General features: G+C 57.2%; 14 protein-coding genes and 1 rRNA gene. 10 read left to right on the top strand and 5 right to left on the bottom strand.

Going from position 1 to position 18,348, the window contains the following annotated elements:
* Nucleotides 1–26: 26 nt before the first annotated feature.
* The 4 genes from G5195_RS08665 (at nucleotide 27) to G5195_RS08650 (ending at nucleotide 6,616) form a co-directional block, all read left to right on the top strand.
* Entirely contained in the window at nucleotides 27–1,478 is a 1,452-nt protein-coding gene (locus tag G5195_RS08665) for a curlin (RefSeq protein WP_421223168.1), read from the top strand.
* 110 nt (nucleotides 1,479–1,588) lie between these two features.
* Nucleotides 1,589–1,903 carry a curli-like amyloid fiber formation chaperone CsgH gene (csgH, locus tag G5195_RS08660; protein ID WP_254204223.1) on the top strand — a complete coding sequence of 105 codons (315 nt, stop codon included), beginning with the start codon at nucleotides 1,589–1,591 and terminating at the stop codon, nucleotides 1,901–1,903.
* Nucleotides 1,904–1,992: 89 nt separating this feature from the next.
* On the top strand, nucleotides 1,993–4,821 hold the full coding sequence (gene uvrA / locus G5195_RS08655) for an excinuclease ABC subunit UvrA (RefSeq protein ID WP_270905354.1): 2,829 nt from the start codon (nucleotides 1,993–1,995) through the stop codon (nucleotides 4,819–4,821).
* Nucleotides 4,822–4,942: 121 nt separating this feature from the next.
* A complete protein-coding gene (locus G5195_RS08650; protein WP_421223171.1) occupies nucleotides 4,943–6,616 on the top strand; it encodes a diguanylate cyclase in 1,674 nt (557 codons plus the stop codon).
* Here G5195_RS08650 and G5195_RS08645 read toward each other — a convergent pair.
* A complete protein-coding gene (locus G5195_RS08645; RefSeq protein ID WP_421236032.1) occupies nucleotides 6,613–6,744 on the bottom strand; it encodes a hypothetical protein in 132 nt (43 codons plus the stop codon). The two genes, G5195_RS08650 and G5195_RS08645, sit on opposite strands and share 4 nt — an antisense overlap.
* A 330-nt stretch (nucleotides 6,745–7,074) precedes the next feature.
* On the opposite strand from G5195_RS08645, the gene G5195_RS08640 reads away from it, so the two are divergent.
* The 3 genes from G5195_RS08640 (at nucleotide 7,075) to G5195_RS08630 (ending at nucleotide 11,351) form a co-directional block, all read left to right on the top strand.
* Nucleotides 7,075–7,671: an OmpW family outer membrane protein gene (locus tag G5195_RS08640; RefSeq protein ID WP_005340187.1), complete on the top strand. Its 597-nt coding sequence runs from the start codon at nucleotides 7,075–7,077 to the stop codon at nucleotides 7,669–7,671.
* A 222-nt stretch (nucleotides 7,672–7,893) separates the two neighbouring features.
* Entirely contained in the window at nucleotides 7,894–9,873 is a 1,980-nt protein-coding gene (locus G5195_RS08635) for a HAMP domain-containing methyl-accepting chemotaxis protein (protein WP_421223173.1), read from the top strand.
* Nucleotides 9,874–9,881: 8 nt separating this feature from the next.
* Entirely contained in the window at nucleotides 9,882–11,351 is a 1,470-nt protein-coding gene (locus G5195_RS08630; RefSeq protein WP_257688022.1) for an ABC transporter substrate-binding protein, read from the top strand.
* Nucleotides 11,352–11,423: 72 nt separating this feature from the next.
* On the opposite strand, the gene G5195_RS08625 is transcribed toward G5195_RS08630, so the two are convergent.
* Nucleotides 11,424–12,224: a GNAT family N-acetyltransferase gene (locus G5195_RS08625; RefSeq protein WP_421223176.1), complete on the bottom strand. Its 801-nt coding sequence runs from the start codon at nucleotides 12,222–12,224 to the stop codon at nucleotides 11,424–11,426.
* A gap of 329 nt (nucleotides 12,225–12,553) precedes the next feature.
* Here G5195_RS08625 and metF point away from each other — a divergent pair, with 329 nt between their 5' ends.
* Nucleotides 12,554–13,444, top strand: coding sequence for a methylenetetrahydrofolate reductase (gene metF, locus G5195_RS08620; RefSeq protein WP_005340191.1), 891 nt, complete (start codon nucleotides 12,554–12,556; stop codon nucleotides 13,442–13,444).
* Nucleotides 13,445–13,513: 69 nt separating this feature from the next.
* On the opposite strand, the gene G5195_RS08615 is transcribed toward metF, so the two are convergent.
* A complete protein-coding gene (locus G5195_RS08615; RefSeq protein ID WP_219295629.1) occupies nucleotides 13,514–14,578 on the bottom strand; it encodes a DUF3103 family protein in 1,065 nt (354 codons plus the stop codon).
* 122 nt (nucleotides 14,579–14,700) lie between these two features.
* Nucleotides 14,701–15,876 (bottom strand): benzoate/H(+) symporter BenE family transporter, encoded by a 1,176-nt coding sequence (locus G5195_RS08610; protein WP_421223178.1) that lies wholly within the window; start codon nucleotides 15,874–15,876, stop codon nucleotides 14,701–14,703.
* 119 nt (nucleotides 15,877–15,995) lie between these two features.
* Here G5195_RS08610 and G5195_RS08605 point away from each other — a divergent pair, with 119 nt between their 5' ends.
* Nucleotides 15,996–16,565, top strand: a complete 570-nt coding sequence (locus tag G5195_RS08605; RefSeq protein WP_043822550.1) for a helix-turn-helix domain-containing protein — start codon at nucleotides 15,996–15,998, stop codon at nucleotides 16,563–16,565.
* 16 nt (nucleotides 16,566–16,581) lie between these two features.
* Here the strand turns inward: G5195_RS08605 and G5195_RS08600 are convergent, their stop codons facing one another.
* Entirely contained in the window at nucleotides 16,582–17,778 is a 1,197-nt protein-coding gene (locus G5195_RS08600; RefSeq protein WP_219295632.1) for an NnrS family protein, read from the bottom strand.
* Nucleotides 17,779–18,281: 503 nt separating this feature from the next.
* Between G5195_RS08600 and G5195_RS08595 the strand changes: the two genes are divergently transcribed.
* Nucleotides 18,282–18,348 (top strand): 16S ribosomal RNA (locus G5195_RS08595); the annotation flags it as partial.

Here is an 18,348-nt window from a genome sequence, read left to right as displayed (position 1 = left end):
TCAACCATTAGCACGAGAGGGAAATCATGTTTAAACGTACCATCATTGCCTCGGCAGTTCTTCTGGCGACCAGCACCGCTTGGGCGGCATCTACTGGCAACCAGGCTACGGTGAACCAGGCCCAGAGCGGCAATATCGCCACCATTAACCAGGTGGTGGGAAGCGTCGATAACAAGGCTAACATCGATCAAGCTGGTAACAACAACACAGCTGTTACCACTCAAAAGAATACCGGCCAGTCAGATGCCGATACTCGGCAGGTAGGTGACAGTAACGAGGGTTACATCTTGCAACAAGGTGACACTAACCTCTCCAAAGCCTCCATCGATACAAAGGGGAACGACAACTTTGCTGATGTGATTCAGCAATTTGAGAATGGCGGTGCGGTTGCCGGGGTTGTGCAGGATGGGGATCGCAACGACGCCAAGATCAAGCAAGATAATGGTGACTTAGCTGACTCCAGGATCACTCAAATCTCGGATGGTAATCGGACTGTCATTAATAACCAGATATCCGATTTCGCTCGGGCGAGTGTACAGCAGCTAGAAGGGGGGGCTCACCAGGCTGACGTGACCCAGACAGCGGCTGATGGAGCCAACGCCGAAGTGGTACAACGTGGAGAGAGCAATATCACCAAGGTGCTGCAGGCAACCGGTAACTATGACTATGCACCGGCGGAAGGAACATCTGCAGTGGTGACTCAGAGTGGTTCTTTGAACAATGCAGACGTCACTCAATACGATAGTGCCAACGTAGCGACTGTTGAGCAAAGTGGAACCCGCGGTGAAGTGGTGACTCTGCAGCAAGGGTCTGATGCCGGGAATGGCAACGGCCTGTTGGCCAAACAGTCTGGAACCGGGGAGTTTGCTGACCTGACACAGGATGGTAATCGCAACCGGATTGAGACCGACCAGCAAGGTACTGGCAATGATGCCTTGGTCAACCAGACAGGTGATGACAACAAGGCCGTGGTCAACCAGTTAGCCAGCAGTACCGATGGTGCGGTCACCATTGATCAGGTAGGTAATGACAACTATGCCAATGCAGTGCAACAAGCAGGCAGCGGCAATACCATCGATATCGACCAGAACGGAACTGGCAACCAGGTTGCCTCTGCTCGTGATGGTGAAGGCAAAGGCGCCTGGACCTGGGGCTCGGACAACGAGCTGGTCGTTGCTCAGAAAGGCACTGACAACTGGGCCTATGCCGATGCGTCTCACTCTGAGTCTGTGGTCAAAGTGACCCAGGATGGTGAGTTGAACAATGCCAAGGTTGAGTCCTACTTGGGTAGCGAGAACAAGCTCACCGTGACCCAGAACGGCGCTGAGCACGAGGCCAATGTCTACGTCAATGCTGGGGTTGGTGGGGGGCGCAACACCGTTGATGTGGTGCAAAACGAAAGCTTTAATACTGCCAATGTGACCGTATTGGGCAGCGATAACCATGCCTATGTCTATCAAGGGGCTGGTAGCAACTGATGGTCATCTCCGGATTCAGGGGCCTGCGGGCCCCTCTTTTATTGGTGCTGCTCTGTGGGTTGATGCTGGTTCATCGCGTCGCTTCCCCAGCAAGCGCTAGGGGAAACGAGATGGAGCCCGATCCGTCGATCCGCTTGTCCCTCAATATTGCGCAGAACGAGCAGGGGCTGTCACTTGCGCCAACGCTGCTCAGCAAGCGCGACTTGACGGTGAGTGTCAGCTTGCTGGTGCATGGCGAAGGGGCGGCCGGGAGCACGACTCAGCGCCAGAGCCGTAATCTGTCGCTGCAGGCTGGAGTGGTCATGGCGGTTGGCAAAATAGGGCTGGGTTTGCGTTGTCCCTATCGGGTCGAGGTCACCGCTCTGATATGGCAAAACGAGCGGCTGCTGGTGGAGAAAAAAGAGCAGATGGCGTGCGCCGGATGATGCGCATTTCATCTCATGACTGTCTATTCATCCAGTAGTCTCTATGCCATACTGACTCGCTCAGGTTTCTGTATCGAGCGTGCAACAAGATGGAAAAGATCGTGGTCCGGGGTGCTCGCACCCACAACCTCAAGAACATCAATCTGACCCTGCCCCGCGACAAGCTGATCGTGGTCACCGGCCTCTCCGGCTCGGGCAAATCCTCTCTGGCGTTCGATACCCTCTATGCCGAGGGGCAGCGCCGCTATGTGGAGTCCCTCTCCGCCTATGCTCGCCAGTTCCTCTCCCTGATGGAGAAGCCGGACGTCGACCATATCGAGGGGCTTTCGCCCGCCATTTCCATCGAGCAGAAGTCCACTTCCCATAACCCGCGCTCGACCGTCGGCACCATCACCGAAATCTACGACTACCTGCGTCTGCTGTTCGCCCGGGTCGGTGAGCCGCGCTGCCCGACCCATGCCATTCCGCTTGCCGCCCAGACCATCAGCCAGATGGTGGATCAGGTACTGGCCCAGCCGGAGGGGAGCAAGCTGATGCTGCTGGCCCCGGTGGTGCGTGACCGCAAGGGGGAACACACCAAGCTGCTGGAGAATCTGGCGGCGCAGGGTTATATCCGTGCCCGTATCGACGGCGAGGTGTGCGATCTATCCGACCCTCCCGCGCTGGAGCTGCACAAGAAGCACACCATCGAGGTGGTGGTGGACCGCTTCAAGGTGCGCGATGACCTTGCCTTGCGTCTGGCCGAGTCGTTCGAGACGGCGCTGACCCTATCCGGTGGTATCGTGTTGGTGGTGCCGATGGACGGGGAGGAGGGGGTTGCTCCCATGACCTTCTCCGCCAACTTCGCCTGCCCGGAGTGCGGCTACTCCATGTCGGAGCTGGAGCCGCGCATCTTCTCTTTCAACAACCCGGCCGGTGCCTGTCCCACCTGTGATGGTTTGGGCGTGCAGCAATATTTCGACCCGGCCAAGGTGATCGGCGATCCGGCCATCAGCCTGGCCAACGGCGCCATCCGTGGCTGGGACAAGCGCAGCTTCTACTACTTCCAGATGCTCAAATCTCTCTCCGAGCACTACAAATTCGATCTGGAGACGCCGTGGGAGGATCTGCCGCTCAAGACCCAGGAGGTGATCCTGCGTGGCTCCGGTCGCACCGAGATCGAGTTCCGCTACATGAACGACCGCGGCGACGTGGTGGTGCGCAAGCACCCGTTCGAGGGGATCCTACACAACATGGAGCGGCGCTACCGGGAAACCGAGTCCAATTCGGTGCGTGAAGAGCTCTCCAAATACATCGCCAACAAGTCTTGCTCAAGCTGCGATGGCAGCCGGCTGCGGGAGGAGGCGCGCCACGTCTTCGTCGACAACCGCAACCTGCCGGCCATCGCCGAGCAGTCCATTGGCGATGCGCTCGCCTTCTTTGAGGGGCTGAATCTGACCGGCCAGCGCGCCCAGATCGCCGAGAAGATCCTGAAAGAGATCGTCGAGCGGCTCGGCTTCCTGGTAAACGTTGGCCTTAACTACCTGAGCCTGTCGCGCAGTGCCGAGACCCTCTCGGGCGGCGAAGCGCAGCGCATTCGACTGGCCAGCCAGATCGGTGCAGGTCTGGTAGGTGTCATGTATGTGCTGGACGAGCCGTCCATCGGTTTGCATCAGCGCGACAACGAGCGTCTGCTCAAGACACTCACTCATCTGCGTGATCTCGGCAACACTGTGATCGTGGTGGAGCACGACGAGGACGCTATCCGCCTCGCCGACCATGTGCTCGACATCGGCCCGGGAGCCGGGGTACACGGCGGGGCCATCGTCGCGCAGGGTACGCCGGAGGAGATCATTGCCAATCCCGAGTCACTCACCGGTGACTACCTCTCCGGTCGCAAGCAGATCGCCATTCCTGCCGAGCGTACCCCGCTCACCGGCAAGTGGTTGAAGCTCAAGGGGGCGAGCGGCAACAACCTGCGCAACGTCAACCTGGATCTGCCGATCGGAGTGATGACCTGCGTCACCGGCGTCTCCGGCTCCGGCAAGTCGACCCTGATTAACGATACCCTGTTCCGCATTGCTCACCGCGAGTTGAACAAGGCCACCGAATCCACCCCGGCACCCTATCGCAGTGTCGAGGGGCTGGAGCATCTGGACAAGGTGGTGGATATCGACCAGAGCCCCATCGGCCGCACCCCGCGCTCCAACCCGGCCACCTACACCGGCCTGTTCACCCCGATCCGCGAGCTGCTCTCCGGCACTCAGGAGGCGCGTTCCCGAGGCTACCAGCCGGGCCGCTTCTCCTTCAACGTGAAAGGGGGCCGCTGCGAGGCGTGCCAAGGGGATGGAGTCATCAAGGTGGAGATGCACTTCCTGCCGGACGTCTACGTACCGTGCGACGTCTGCAAGGGCAAGCGCTACAACCGCGAGACGCTGGAGGTGAAGTACAAGGGCAAGAACATCCACGAAATCCTCGAGATGACGGTGGAAGATGCCCGCGAGTTCTTCGATCCGGTACCGGCAGTGGCGCGCAAGCTGCAGACCCTGATGGACGTGGGCCTCTCCTATATCCGCCTCGGCCAGTCGGCCACAACCTTGTCTGGCGGTGAGGCACAGCGGGTCAAGCTGGCGCGGGAGCTCTCCAAGCGGGATACCGGTCAGACTCTCTACATTCTGGACGAGCCGACCACAGGGCTGCACTTCCACGATATCCAGCAGCTACTCAAGGTGCTGCACCAGCTGCGGGATCGTGGCAACACCATCGTCATCATCGAGCACAATCTGGATGTCATCAAAACTGCCGACTGGATCGTCGATCTGGGTCCGGAGGGGGGCGCCGGTGGTGGCCGCATTCTGGTGACGGGGACGCCGGAAGAGATTTGCACCAATAAAGAGTCTCATACAGCTCGTTTTTTGCGGCCACTATTGGCGCGATAAGCCGTTATAATCGAGGGGCCTTTGGCCCCTTTTTGTTATAAAAATCGGGAGCATAGGGGGAAGCTCGTCAAGTGTGGGCAGGCTTGGCATCTCAGCATCATGGTAATGGATATATCGGGTTATGGCTCAGGCTCCGCGTACGATTGATCATCAGTTGGCTTACTCCATGTTCCCCATCTGGCTGGGGGCGATCCTGCTATTGCTGGTCCTGCTGGCGTGGGCCCAAATCCCGGCTGCCAGCCGGATTGAAGAGCAGCGAATGAAGGAGCATCTGCTGCGCGTGACCAAGGCGGTGCAGGCGGATGTGGCCGCTCTGGATGCATTCAGTCGGGATTGGGGCATCTGGGATGACAGTCACCGTTTTATGGACAACAAAAGCAGGGCGTACATCGAATCCAACCTGTTCAGTGATATGCCGATGCGGGATTTTAGTCTCAACCTGATGAGCTTCATGGATCTCACCGGCTACGAAATCTGGACGCGCACCCTGCTACCCGATGCGCCGGGGATCAATCCGGACCAGTTTCCCTACTTCCTTGATGAATTGAAAAAGCAGTTGAGAGAACGCTCGGTGGCACAAGGGGGCATCAATCTGCACGGGATCCGCGCTTCCCAGTGGGGGCCGCTAATGTACTCGTGGCAGCCGATCAGAAACAGTGACGAGTCGGCACCGTTCAACGGTTTCTTGCTGGTTGTTCGTTGGCTCGACAAGGCCTACCTCGAGCAAGTATCGGAGCGTACCGCGCTGCCACTGGCGATCTCCCACGCCAATCTGGATGTCACAGCTACCTTCAAACCACTGAAACCGCAAATAACGTATCGCCTGATCGACCTTGGGCTGACCCGGCTCAGGGGAGAAGTGCGACTGCTCAACAGCGATAACCAGCCGGTACTGACCCTGGTGATTGAGGAGGAGAGAAAGATCTTGAGTGGCGTCATGGAGGGGGCGCTCTGGACCTTTATCGGCATGCTGTTTATCAGTTTTATCTGCGTCATGATCGCCATGTACCGGCTCAACAGCATTGTGCTTACCCCGTTGCAGCAGCTGGTGTCGGCGCTGCAACGCTTTGGCGATCGGCCAGATGCCACCTTGATCCCCTATATCGACAGCAGCGCCGAGATGGCGACCCTGAGCGGCAAGTTCAAGGAGATGGCCAGCAAGGTTAGTCAGCAACACGATGATTTGTTGGAAAAATCCAGCCAGATGGAGATGGCTGCATTCACCGATCCCTTGACCCGTTGCTTCAATCGTCGCTATCTCGATGGTTGGTTGCAGGCCAACCGGGCCAAACCTTGTCTGTTATTGCTGCTGGATCTGGATCATTTCAAGCGGATCAATGACCGCCTTGGCCATGACATCGGGGATCTGGTGCTGAAACAGCTGGCGGGTCTGCTGCGCAAGGTGGTGACAGGAGAGCGCGAGCCTATCATCCGGCTGGGCGGGGAGGAGTTCTTGTTGCTGCTACAAGTGGATGACGAGCAAGAGTTGGCGTTGCGAGTCGAATATCTGCGCCAGCGTGTCGCTCAGCACCGCTTTGGCAGAGAGGATGCGCCACTCTGGTTGACGGTGTCGCTGGGGTTCTGCCGCTATCCGTTGCACCCGGAGTGTCCGGATTCATTCTGGAGTCACAGCTTCAAACTGGCGGACATGGCGCTGTATCAGGCCAAAGTCGGCGGGCGAAATCGGTGGTGTGGCTACGCAGGTAGCCTCTCTGCGGAGGGAATGGGCCAGACTCCGGAACAGCTTGCCGAAGGGGGGCATATCACCCTGCTGCACTCTGTCAATCCGGATTAACCCTGCCGTACCAATACCAGATAGGCCAGGGCGACAATAAAACCGAGCAGGATAAAGAGAAAGGATCCGATTCCCCACACGGCCGCGAGAAAGGCCCCCATCTTTTGCCATTTCGACTCATTTTTCATAAATAAACCATTACTTCCCAGTAACTTGCATGGCGCAAAAAATACGCTGATTTGCCCACATTAACAACAATTAATAGCCACTCTGCCGCGCAATAAGATGTGGTTTGTTTGCTCCTTTTGGCGCTGGATACGGGTAGTTACAACCTGTCGAAACAGGTATTTCAGCTTGTTGTCTGGGGGCTCAACGAGATTGAGATGGCGTGCAAAGATGTCACACCAATCGATTTATTTCTGTGCAACCTTTGCTCCAAGTCAATAACTTTGCATTTACAAGGGCATATAGTCAGCGGGCTTACAGCATCAAATGAAAACAAAAAAAGGGATTACGTGATGAAAAAATTACTTCCTCTGATGATTGCCGCAGCAGTGACCTCTCCTTTCGCCATGGCCCATCAGGCTGGCGACATTCTGGTTCGTGGTGGTTTGGCATTTGTATCGCCGCAGGAAAGCAGCACGCCTGTAGAGCTGGAAATTAATGACAACATGCAATTGGGATTGACTCTCTCTTACATGATTACTGATAACTGGGGTGTCGAATTGCTGGCTGCAACCCCCTTCTCTCATTCAGTCAAACTGGGTGGCGCTGAAGTTGCCAAGATCAAGCATCTGCCGCCGACTCTGATGGGTCAGTACTATTTTGGCGATGCTCAAAGCAAGGTTCGCCCGTATGTCGGTATTGGCGTGAACTACACCACCTTCTTTGATGAAGAGGGTCGTGGTGCACTGTCAGGAACCGATGTCAAAGTCGATGACTCCTGGGGTGTTGCCGGACAAGTTGGTATCGATATGGCGATCACTGACCGCTGGTTTGTCAACGGTTCAGCCTGGATCATGGATATCGATACCGATGTGCATACAGCGATTGGCACCATTAATACCAAGGTCGACCCGATGGCCTTTATGGTGGGTGTTGGCTACCGCTTCTAATGATTCTGGCTGCGGTTCTGAACGGACCGCGGAAGATAGCAAAGTACGTCTCTTTCAGCCCGGCTTGTGCCGGGCTTTTTTCGTATGGCTGATTTTGTCTGTACTGTGATCCAACCCGATACAAATCAATTAAATACCTACCGCTTTATTTCAGTTATTCGCCACCCCTGCCGATAGTGACTATGTTCACTTTACCTTCCCCCAATGAGTGAGGATGTCTCCATGGGTTTATCTATCGTGCAGCGGATCATCGCCGGATTCGTGTTGATGCTGCTGTTGCTGATCCTGCTTGGTGTGATCAGTACCTTTAAAATCAAGGGTATAAATGACGGCCTCTCTGCCGTATCTGACCGGGCAACCCCGCTGGTGGTGGCTGTCGCAGGTCTCAAGGGGGCACTGCAGGATAGTAACCGCTGGGTGCTGGTCTATCGCACCAGTGAAGATGCGGCCCAGTTGCCGCAGCTGGCAAATCAGTTCAAGGAGCAGCAGAACCGCTTCGTTCAGCTGAGTCAGGAGATGGGTAAATTTACCGACGTAGCGGATGCTCGTGCCCGCTTCCAGCAGGTCGAGAGTGCTACCACCCAATTTTATGGCTTGGCGGATCAGGTGTTGGCCCAGCATCGGCAGTGGGTCAGTGCACTGGAGCGGCGCCACAAGCTGGAGATGGAATTTATCCGCCTTGAGGATACTTACCAGTGGGCGGCGGATCTGCTGCTGCAACAGACCGCCAGCAAACGCTCCATGCGCAACAAGGCGGAGCTTATTACCTCGGGTATCGCCCGCGACCTGAAGAATATCCGCCGTGCCGATGCCAAAACCGACCTGAACGAGCTGGAAAAGGTACTCAGCAAGGATATCGAGATGGCCCGCAAGCGGTTGGAGCGGGTGCTGGTGCCCGATGATGTGAAAGCGCGCTTTGTCTCCAATCTGGATCGGATGCAGGAGCTGGCGCTCGGCGCTCAGGGCTTGTTGGCGACCATGCGTCAGGCTCAGCAACTGGCGCTGTCGCTGGCCACGCAAAATCAGCAGCTGGATGCCAGTCTGGTCAACAGCCTCAATTTGCTCGATGAGATGGGCAAGTCTGCCGGAGCCATCGCCAGCGATAGCCGGATCAATGCCGATGCAGCGGTCAGTAGCGCCAGCTTCTGGATTCTGGTGGTTGCCGCGATGTCGGCCGCTGCGGCGCTGGTGATCGGTTATACCACTGCGCGCAGCATTCAGCGCCCGTTGCAGATGATCAACAAGGAGCTCGATTACATGGCGGCCGGCGACATGACCCGCCGCATCAACTACCGCAGCAGTTGCGAATTTGGCAGCCTTTCCCGCTCTATCGATACGCTGGCGGGCAAGACCGGCGAGCTGCTATCTCAAATCAATGCGGGCTCTCGCCATCTGGTGGATGAAGCGAGCCGCGCCGCCGAGATCAGCGAACGGGCCATGTCCCGGGTACAAGAGCAGAAGAGCCAGACCGATCAGGTGGCCGCCGCCATTACCGAGCTGGAAGTGAGCGCCACCGAGGTGGCCCGCTCTACCGATGGCACCAAGCGGGAAGTGGATCTGGCCGATGACGAGGCACGCAGTGGCCGCCAGAAAGTGGCCACCACTCGCCGGATCACCGAGCAGCTGGCTGGCGCCATGGAAGAGGCGGTCGGGATCACCTACAAACTTGGGGAATTCAGTAACAACATCGGTAGCATTCTCGATGTGATCCGCAGCATTGCCGAGCAGACCAACCTGCTGGCGTTGAACGCCGCCATCGAAGCGGCTCGTGCTGGCGATGCCGGTCGCGGTTTTGCGGTGGTGGCCGATGAGGTACGGGCGCTGGCCAATCGCACCCAGACCTCGACCGAAGAGATCCAGGGGATGATTGAGAACCTGCAGAGCTCCAGCAAGCATGTGGTTGAAGTGATGGGGCGCAGCCAGGAGCAGACCCAGAGCTGTGTCGAGCAGACTCGCGAGATGGATGTGGCGCTGCAATCCATTGCCGATCGGATGGGGGCCATCAAGTCGATGGCGGATCAGGTGGCTCATGCCGCTCAGGAGCAGATCTCCGTCAGTCAGGGAGTCGCTCGTCATATCGCCAGTATTGCCGATGTGGCATACGAGACTGAGCGGGAGGCGCGCGAGTCCGCCAGCAGCAGCGAAGTGCTGGCCGACCTGGTCGCCAAACAGCAGCAATTGATCGCACATTTCAAGGTCTAGGAGGGCTTATGTCTAAAAAGTGGATTGGAGCCCTGAGTCTCCTGTTGTGTGGCCAGCTGATGGCCAGCGAGCTGGTGATTGAGAGCTGGCGAACCGATGACAAGGCGTTGTGGGAGCAGAAGATTATCCCGGCGTTTGAAGCGGCGCATCCCGGCATCAAGGTGAGTTTTCATCCGGTGCAGAACGTCAACTACATGCCCACTCTGTGGGAGAGCCTGAAAGGCGGTAAGGCGGGAGATCTCATTACCTGTCGTCCGTTTGATGACTCGCTCGCCCTGTTCAAGGCGGGCCATCTGGCCGAGCTGACCGAAATGGCAGGGATGGAGAACTTCCCGAGTTTTGCCCAGTCACCCTGGCAGACTGACTCCGGTGCCCAGACCTTCTGCGTACCCATGGCCTCGGTGATTCATGGCTTCTTCTATAACAAGAAGATCTTCAGTGAGTTGGGGCTCACCTTGCCGCAAACCCGCGATCAGTTCTTTGCCGTGCTGGACAAGATCAAGGCCGACGGTCGCTATGTGCCGCTGGCCATGAGTGGTTCCGAGAGCTGGGTTGCCTCCGAACTGGGGTTCCAGAACATTGGCCCCAACTACTGGAAAGGGGAAGATGGTCGTCTGGCTTTGATTGGCGGGCAGGAGCGGTTGGACAACCCCCAATATGTGAAGGTGTTCGACGAGCTGGCCCGCTGGCGTTCCTACCTCGGTGAAGGTGGCGAGAGCCGCGATTATGCGACCAGTAACGAGCTGTTCACTTCGGGCAAGGCCGCCTTCTACGTGGCGGGCTCCTGGGAGATTGCTCCCTTTACCGGCAAGGTCGATTTTGGCGTCATGCGCCCGCCGGTGGCCAAACAGGGTGATGGCTGTTTCTTTACCGACCACACCGATATCGGTATGGGGATGAATCCGGCCAGCAAGAATAAAGAGGGTGCAATGGCTTTCCTGCAGTGGCTGACGACGCCGCAATTTGCCGAGCTCTATACCAACTCGCTGCCGGGATTCTTCTCCCTCTCCAACCACTTCTTCGATGTCACCAATCCGGCGGCCAAAGAGATGATGGAGTGGCGCGATCAGTGTGACTCGACCATTCGGGTGGCGACCCAGATCCTCTCCCGTGGTACGCCCAAGTTGGGGGATGAACTGGCCGAGGTGAGTCAGGCAGTGCTGCTTGGCAAGATGGAGCCCAAAGCTGCCGCAGATCGACTGGAAGGTGGCTTGAAGGGCTGGTATGCCCCCCATCAGGGCAACAAGGCCAAGAGCGCGGATTGTCAGTGTGATGCGGTTGCCCCTGCTCCTGTTTCAGCGCCGACGACTGAGGTGTCCGCAGCTCCCGCGACCAGTGAAACATCGGCCGTGGTGTCACCTGCTGTGACTCCCGCAGAACCCGCATCAGCCGCCGCTGCACCATTACCGGCACCGTCTGATGAGGTGGAACAGGCGCTCTCCAACGAGCTGGAGGCGCCACAGCAGCCACAGCAATAGGTCATCTGCATCAATAAGAGCGGGAGGCATCAGCCTCCCGTTTTTTATGGCTCGCGGCCAGCAGGTATCGCTTTATTGTGCTTCGTGGGGCCAGCGGCAGAGGCTGCCGATGCGGGCAACCGGTGCGAACCCCAGAGAGCGGTAAATGCGCTGGGCATGGTAGTGCTCGTCAGCCACTATGATCAGCTGTTTGGCGCGGGACAATCCTGCGCGAGCCACTTGACTCAGCAACTGGCGGCATAACCCTTGGTTGCGCCACGCATGGTGCGTGCGTACCAACTGGAAGCGCCCAAGTGTGCCGCAGAAGAAGAGGCCACAGCTGGCGACCAGTTGTCCCTCTTCCCAGATCCCCCACCAGTCCCCGAGACCATCGGCAATCATGGCCTGATAGAGCGCCTGGCGGGATTGCAGATAGGGGAGATAGCTCTGTTCCGAGTGTCCCTCATCCCGTTCATTGAGTTCGAAGTCGAGCCACTCAGGCCAATCAGCAGTGGTGAAAGTACGAGCGCCAACCTTGTCCATGTCACTGTGAGGAGGTGGGCAGCTCTGCTCATCCAGCGCCAGCACCACGCACTCCATATATTGGTATCCGGTTGCGACAAAACCGGCGATCCGGCTGTTTTGTCCGGCCGCCAGTGGCCATTGGAAGGTGCGGTGGCGCACTCGAGGATCCTGGCCGATCAGCTGATCAAATGTGGCTTCCAGCCAGCCTTTGTCATGGTCGCTGGGTGGGGTGGGGAGCAGCAGGTAGTTGCCGAAGTAATAGTCGGGAGCATCCGGCGTGCGAACCGCCCAGAACTGATCGTGCTGAACAACCTCGCCCTGATAGCGATCGAACAGCAAGTCGGTGGCAAAGCCGGGGTGGGTATCCATGATGGTGCTCCTGCAAAGACTCATTCTGTTATCGGCAGGAGTGGGAAATAGATGAAAAGGGGCCGGAGAAACCTCCGGCCAAACAATCACACGCAGATTCAGAACGTCCAGGACGATCTGCCCCCATCATAACTCGACTGGGGCAATTTTGGGATGGGCACTTTTCGGTTACGTACCGTTAATTTTGTAAATATGAAGTTCGTCAGATCGGATGTGAGGTAAATCTCTGTTGACTTTGTGTCGTTTTGCTCATAAATATAAAGACGTTTAGACGTCCAAACATCCGTTTTGACGTAGACAGATGGATTGCAGGACAGGGAGAAGAGCAGATGGGATTTCACAGTGCACGTCAGGTTGAGGCGCTCAACCAGAGCTTGGCAGATTTGAATGGCGATATATCGGTCAGTTTCGAGTTTTTTCCGCCCAACAGTGAAGGGATGGAGAATACCCTCTGGCAGTCCATCGAACGGCTGAAAGTGCTGGAACCCAAGTTCGTCTCTGTTACTTATGGCGCCAACTCCGGTACCCGTGATCGCACCCACAAGGTGATCAAGGACATCAAGGAGCGGACAGGCCTGATTGCGGCGCCGCACCTGACCTGTATCGATGCCAGCCGCGACGAATTGCGCACCATCGCCCGCGACTACTGGAATAGCGGTATTCGTCATATCGTGGCTCTGCGCGGTGATTTGCCGCAGGGGTTGGAGAAGCCGGATATGTATGCCACCGATCTGGTTGCCCTGCTCAAGTCAGAGGCGGACTTCGATATCTCGGTTGCCGCCTATCCGGAAGGGCACCCGGAGGCCAAGAGTGCGCAATCCGACCTGCTCAACCTCAAGCGCAAGATTGATGCCGGTGCCAACCGCGCCATCACTCAGTTCTTCTTCGATGTGGAAACGTATTTGCGCTTTCGGGATCGCTGCGCCGCCATCGGTATTGATGCTGAAATCGTGCCGGGGATCCTGCCGGTCTCCAACTATCAGACCCTGGCCAAGTTTGCCGGTTTTACCAACGTGAAGATCCCGCGTTGGATGCATCAGCGTTTCGAGGGGTTGGATAACGATCAGATGACTCGCAATCTGGTGGGGGCGAGCATCGCCATCGATCAGGTGCGCGTGCTGAGTCAGGAAGGGGTGAAGGATTTCCACTTCTATACCCTGAACCGCTCCGAGCTGACTTATGCCATCTGCCATACTCTGGGGGTTCGTCCCAAGGGTTGACCGGTGGTCACCGCGATAAAAGCAAAAAGCCAATGAGTTGCTCATTGGCTTTTTCGTTATGGCCGATTATCAAGGTCTGGTCGGGGCGATCTCTTTTGGCTCAAGATCGATAACCGCATTACCGGCAGCCCCCGGATACTGGCGATAGACCTGATCCTGCTCCAGTGTGTAGAAGGTATCCAGATAGTCGTCGTTGTTGGTCATCCAGGAGTCGGGCAGTGCCTTGACGATGCGACCGCCGAGATCGAGGAAGGGCAGGGCTTCCGGCACGCCACCCGCAGTAAAGCCGAGTTTGAGAGCTTCAATCAGCAGGGCGCTCAGCTCCTTATAGTTGACGTTGTCATCCTGCTCCATCATCACCACATCGACGGCACCCCAGCGATAGCGATCCCAGTAAACCAGGATCTGGTTGGGGGTGTAGTCTGTGTTGTCATAGTCGAGGTAGGGCATGTCGACAATATCGACCACTGGTTCATCCCGGCTGGGATTAACCCCTGCGACCACAGCATACACTTCGGCTGCGCCGAGCAGCCAGGGCTCCTGATCATCCTTCAGCCTGATCTTTTTCAGGATACTGGTCTTGAGTGGCACTGTGCTGGCCGTTACTCGCGGGGCGCTTTGCAGGTCCGCATCGGCCAGCGCCTTGCGCATCACCTTCAAGCCTGCGTTTTTGGCTTTGACGGGATCGGCTTCGACTACCAGAACCGGCCGGGCCGGAGCCTTGTCCACATCCAGATAGACGGGATTGCCAGCACTATCGAACGCTTCAATGGCGCTCCAGCTCTTCTCATCCCCACTTGGAACATAGGCGACCAGCGGTTCGACGCCCTGCTGCAGTGCTGTGGCCTGATCGGTGTTGGCCAGCCTCAACTGCATCAGTTGCTTGACCTCGCCATCCAGTCCTTGCCGGCTGATGGCTGCCTGGTTGGCATCGCTCGCCTGCCGTTTAAGGCGCGGGCTGGCCTTCTGCAGCAGGTTGGGAAGCGGGCTCTGGTATTGCTGATTGCTCAGCAGGGGCAGCAGGTTTTTCTGCTGAAGTGCGAGCTGGCGAGCCAGCTCTCGATCCGTATCGGCAGCCTGGACGCTCGTAGCACCCAGTATGGCCAGTAGTAACAAGACAGCCTGATTTTTCATTTTTATACTCCGTTGCATGGAACCTGACAGGGCACCATGTCCGGGAAGATTGGTGCCCTGACGCCACTAGAAGGAAATTAGTTTCACTTGTGAATCATTTTATCTGGATAGTGTGCAGAGGTTCACGGTTTGAGGTTCAATTGATTCCTTTGTCGATATAATTGGAACTGATAGATAGCCAGACCAATCAGCAGACCCCAGCAGGCTGCCGCGATGCCGAGCAGGCTGATCCCGGACGCGGTAATGATAAAGGTGAGCAGCGCAGCTTCTCGCGCTTCATCCTCTTGCAAGGCCGAGTGCAGGCTGCTGCCGATGGTGCCGAGCAGGGCTAGCCCTGCGACACAGGTCACCAGTATCGCCGGGAAGGCCGTGAACAGCGCCGCCACCGTGGCCCCGAAACAGCCGGTCAGCAGATAGAAGCAGCCAGCCCACACTGCCGCGGGCCAGCGCCGGTTGGCATCCGGATCCACCTCTTTCCCCATGCAGATGGCCGCAGTGATGGCCGCCAGGTTGAAGGCGTAACCGCCGAATGGAGCCAGCAGCAGACCGGTGAGGCCAGTCCAGCTGATCAGCGAGGAGGTGGAAGGCTGATAGCCGTGGGCCCGCAAGATGGCAATTCCCGGCATGTTTTGCGATGTCATGGTGACAATGAACAGCGGCAGCGCGATACCAAACAGAGCATCAAGGGAGAAGGCTGGCCATGTCCAGACCGGGCTGGCGAGTTGCCAGTGAAGGGTGCCCATTTGCAAATCCCCCCGCACGCTGCAGATCAGCATCCCCACTCCCAGTACTAGCACCATGGTATAGCGGGGCCAGAGATGACGACCCAGCAGGAAGGCCGGCAGCAGGGTGCCAAGCAGCAAGGGATCTTGCGGGGCGACCTTGAATAGATCCAATCCGAATCTGAGCAGCACGCCAGCGAGCATGGCGGCGGCCAGTGGAGCCGGAATATGTTTCATCAAACGGTCGAACCAGCCGCTGATGCCACACAGAGTGATCAGCAGGGACGAGATCACAAAGGCGCCGATGGCTTCCGCCAGAGTGAAGTTGCCCAGCGTGGTGATCAGCAGTGCCGCACCCGGTGTGGACCAGGCGGTTAGTATGGGTATGCGGTAATAGAGAGAGAGGCCGATGCAGCTCACCCCCATGCCGATCCCCAGCGTCCAGAGCCAGGAGGCGACTTGAGCTGTATCTGCACCCGCCGCTGTGGCGGCCTGGATGATCAGGATGACGGAGCTGGTGTAGCCGACCATCACGGCGATAAATCCTGCGACCAGATGGGGGATGGCGAAGGGCATGACTCTTCCTCTTGGCGTTGTGACGCGCTGTGCGTTATTACGTACAATACAGCTTTGACTATATCGCCGTGCGCTATAGCGCACAATGCGCATCGTGCAAGAGTAATAAAGAGGCAGTTATGCAAGAGATGAGTCAGCATCTGGCTGCTCGACTGAAGGGGCTGCGCAGCGAGCGCGGCTGGAGCCTGGATGCCGCCGCGCGCGAAACGGGTGTCAGCAAGGCGATGCTGGGGCAGATTGAGCGGGGAGAGTCCAGCCCGACAGTGGCGACGCTGTGGAAGATCGCCACCGGTTTTCGAGTCTCATTTTCCAGTTTCATCGAGCCCACACCCGCCACGCCGGAAGAGGTGCTCTATCGCACCGCCGATGCTATTCGCCAGCAGCCTGCGGGTGAGGGCATGCAAGTGGCACCGCTCTTCCCTTATGAAAACCGGTTTGGTTTCGAGTTGCTTGAGCTGACCCTGTTACCGGGTTACCAGCGTGAATCCGAGCCCCATGAGCCGGGAGTGACCGAGCATGTCATCGTCATCAGCGGCATGATGGAGGTGCTGGTGGAAGGGGAGTGGCGCTCATTTGAGCAAGGGGAGGCGGTGCGTTTTGCTGCCGACCGTCCCCACGGTTATCGCAATCTCGGCATAGCCCCGGCTATTTTTCACAACTTGATCCACTATCCGGTGGCAACACCCTGAACATGTTACGCAGTCATCAACCCGGACGACCATCTGCTCTGGGGCGGATCAGTATCGGGGTATAGACCCAGACAAACAGACCATAGGCAGCGATCCAGGCAAGCGCGCTGAGGTTCCAGCCATGCAGGGTAAAAGTGGGCCAGAACAGCGGAATTACCACCCGCATTGTGGCGGCAGCGATAACCAGGGCGAATGCGCCAGTGATCCTGCGTCCTACCTGCAAGGCTCGACCGCTATGGCCGAGGGAGACTCGCGCAATCATGCCCAGGATCATGGTCCCCATGCAGCCTGCGCTGAGCAGGTGGCTGGCCATCGACAACGTGATGGGCAGATCCGCGCTATGTGCCGCAAGGGCGAACAGGCCAAGAGGGATAAACAGATAAGCGAGATGGAGTGACCACAGCAGGGGATGCGTAAGGGTCGATGGCAGATGCCAACGCAGTTGTCGCCACAGATGCAAACTCGCCGCCACTATATAGAGAGGCACTATATATATGCTGGTGACCCATTGGGTGGGGAGTAACAGCCAGCAGAGCAAGATAAGCCACTGTGTCGCGAGCGCAGTCCGTTCCAGCCAGAGTAGAGGTGCAGCTTTCTCCTGACCGGTTGCTCGGGCGGTGAAGAACGGAATCACCCTTCCACCCATCACGGCGATCAGGGTGGTAAACAACAGCACAGTGGTGATCAATAGGTGCTCAACGGTGGTCCAATCGGCCTGCCATAACCAGCTGGCGCCATTGAGCAGGGTCAGTATCAGCAACAGGGGCACGAAGAAGAGGTTGCGCCATTGCCGGGTTATCAAGATAGGCTTGGCAAGGAACCAGGCGCACAGCGGCAGCCAGAGCAGGTCTGCTACCATCAGGAGCGTATTCTCTTCACCCAGCCAGGGTAACAAGGTCCTTGGCAACATCCACAACCCCACCACCATTGCCAATGGCCAGCTCCGAACCCCGGGATGGGCCGTCCAGTTCTGCACCGCGGTGAGCAGAAAACCCGCGACGATGGCAGCCCCGAAACCAAACAGCATCTCATGACCATGCCACCAGGTCGGGTTGGCAATCCCTGGCAAGGTAAGCCAACCGTTGAGCTGCCCCAACCAGAGCAACATGCCGACGGCAGCAAACAGAGCACCGAACAAGAAGAAGGGTCGGAACCCCAGGCGGAACAGCGGGACGATTTGCTCTTCCTTATGGCTATCGAGGATTTGATGCATGAGGGTATTCCAATTAAACATTTGAGATGGCAATTATAAATTGGCTTTTCAAATGTTCAATTTAAATCCGGCAATAGCCAGGATTGATGTCATTTTGAGCAAAAAAAGAGGTGGTTGCTTGATATCTGAGCGAACTAACTTTTTTGCTGAAAAAGCCCTTGCCATCCAGGCGCGGCTCCCTATAATGCGCCCCTACCAGCACGGCGGAACACGCCGGACTGATGAGCCAGCTTCCTGGTGAAGCCGGCGCCGAAAGAAAAGCGAAAACAATCGCTTGACTTTCGAAGTGAGAAGCGTAATATGCGCCTCCTCAACGCGACAAGCGTGACGCTCTTTAACAATTTGAATCAAGCAATCTGTGTGGGCACTCACAGCATCGAGCATCAAAAACAATTTTTGATTTTCAATGTCTGGTGAAGTGACCAAGACGATTTCTTAGCAATAAGAAGTCGAACAGTTTATTTCAGCAATTCATTGAGCCGCTTTTCGAAGCAACCAAACTTAAATTGAAGAGTTTGATCATGGCTCAGATTGAACGCTGGCGGCAGGCCTAACACATGCAAGTCGAGC

This window comes from Aeromonas sp. 601039 (genome assembly GCF_049174415.1).
GTDB lineage: Bacteria > Pseudomonadota > Gammaproteobacteria > Enterobacterales > Aeromonadaceae > Aeromonas > Aeromonas veronii_A.
This window is presented reverse-complemented; position numbering and strand designations above follow the sequence as displayed.

Bases quoted from the DNA above. Each gene is read 5' to 3' on its own strand.
- G5195_RS08665 (WP_421223168.1), top strand. From the start codon at position 27: ATGTTTAAACGTACCATCATTGCCTCGGCAGTTCTTCTGGCGACCAGC.
- csgH (WP_254204223.1), top strand. From the start codon at position 1,589: ATGGAGCCCGATCCGTCGATCCGCTTGTCCCTCAATATTGCGCAGAAC.
- uvrA (WP_270905354.1), top strand. From the start codon at position 1,993: ATGGAAAAGATCGTGGTCCGGGGTGCTCGCACCCACAACCTCAAGAAC.
- G5195_RS08650 (WP_421223171.1), top strand. From the start codon at position 4,943: ATGGCTCAGGCTCCGCGTACGATTGATCATCAGTTGGCTTACTCCATG.
- G5195_RS08645 (WP_421236032.1), bottom strand. From the start codon at position 6,744: ATGAAAAATGAGTCGAAATGGCAAAAGATGGGGGCCTTTCTCGCGGCC.
- G5195_RS08640 (WP_005340187.1), top strand. From the start codon at position 7,075: ATGAAAAAATTACTTCCTCTGATGATTGCCGCAGCAGTGACCTCTCCT.
- G5195_RS08635 (WP_421223173.1), top strand. From the start codon at position 7,894: ATGGGTTTATCTATCGTGCAGCGGATCATCGCCGGATTCGTGTTGATG.
- G5195_RS08630 (WP_257688022.1), top strand. From the start codon at position 9,882: ATGTCTAAAAAGTGGATTGGAGCCCTGAGTCTCCTGTTGTGTGGCCAG.
- G5195_RS08625 (WP_421223176.1), bottom strand. From the start codon at position 12,224: ATGGATACCCACCCCGGCTTTGCCACCGACTTGCTGTTCGATCGCTAT.
- metF (WP_005340191.1), top strand. From the start codon at position 12,554: ATGGGATTTCACAGTGCACGTCAGGTTGAGGCGCTCAACCAGAGCTTG.
- G5195_RS08615 (WP_219295629.1), bottom strand. From the start codon at position 14,578: ATGAAAAATCAGGCTGTCTTGTTACTACTGGCCATACTGGGTGCTACG.
- G5195_RS08610 (WP_421223178.1), bottom strand. From the start codon at position 15,876: ATGCCCTTCGCCATCCCCCATCTGGTCGCAGGATTTATCGCCGTGATG.
- G5195_RS08605 (WP_043822550.1), top strand. From the start codon at position 15,996: ATGCAAGAGATGAGTCAGCATCTGGCTGCTCGACTGAAGGGGCTGCGC.
- G5195_RS08600 (WP_219295632.1), bottom strand. From the start codon at position 17,778: ATGCATCAAATCCTCGATAGCCATAAGGAAGAGCAAATCGTCCCGCTG.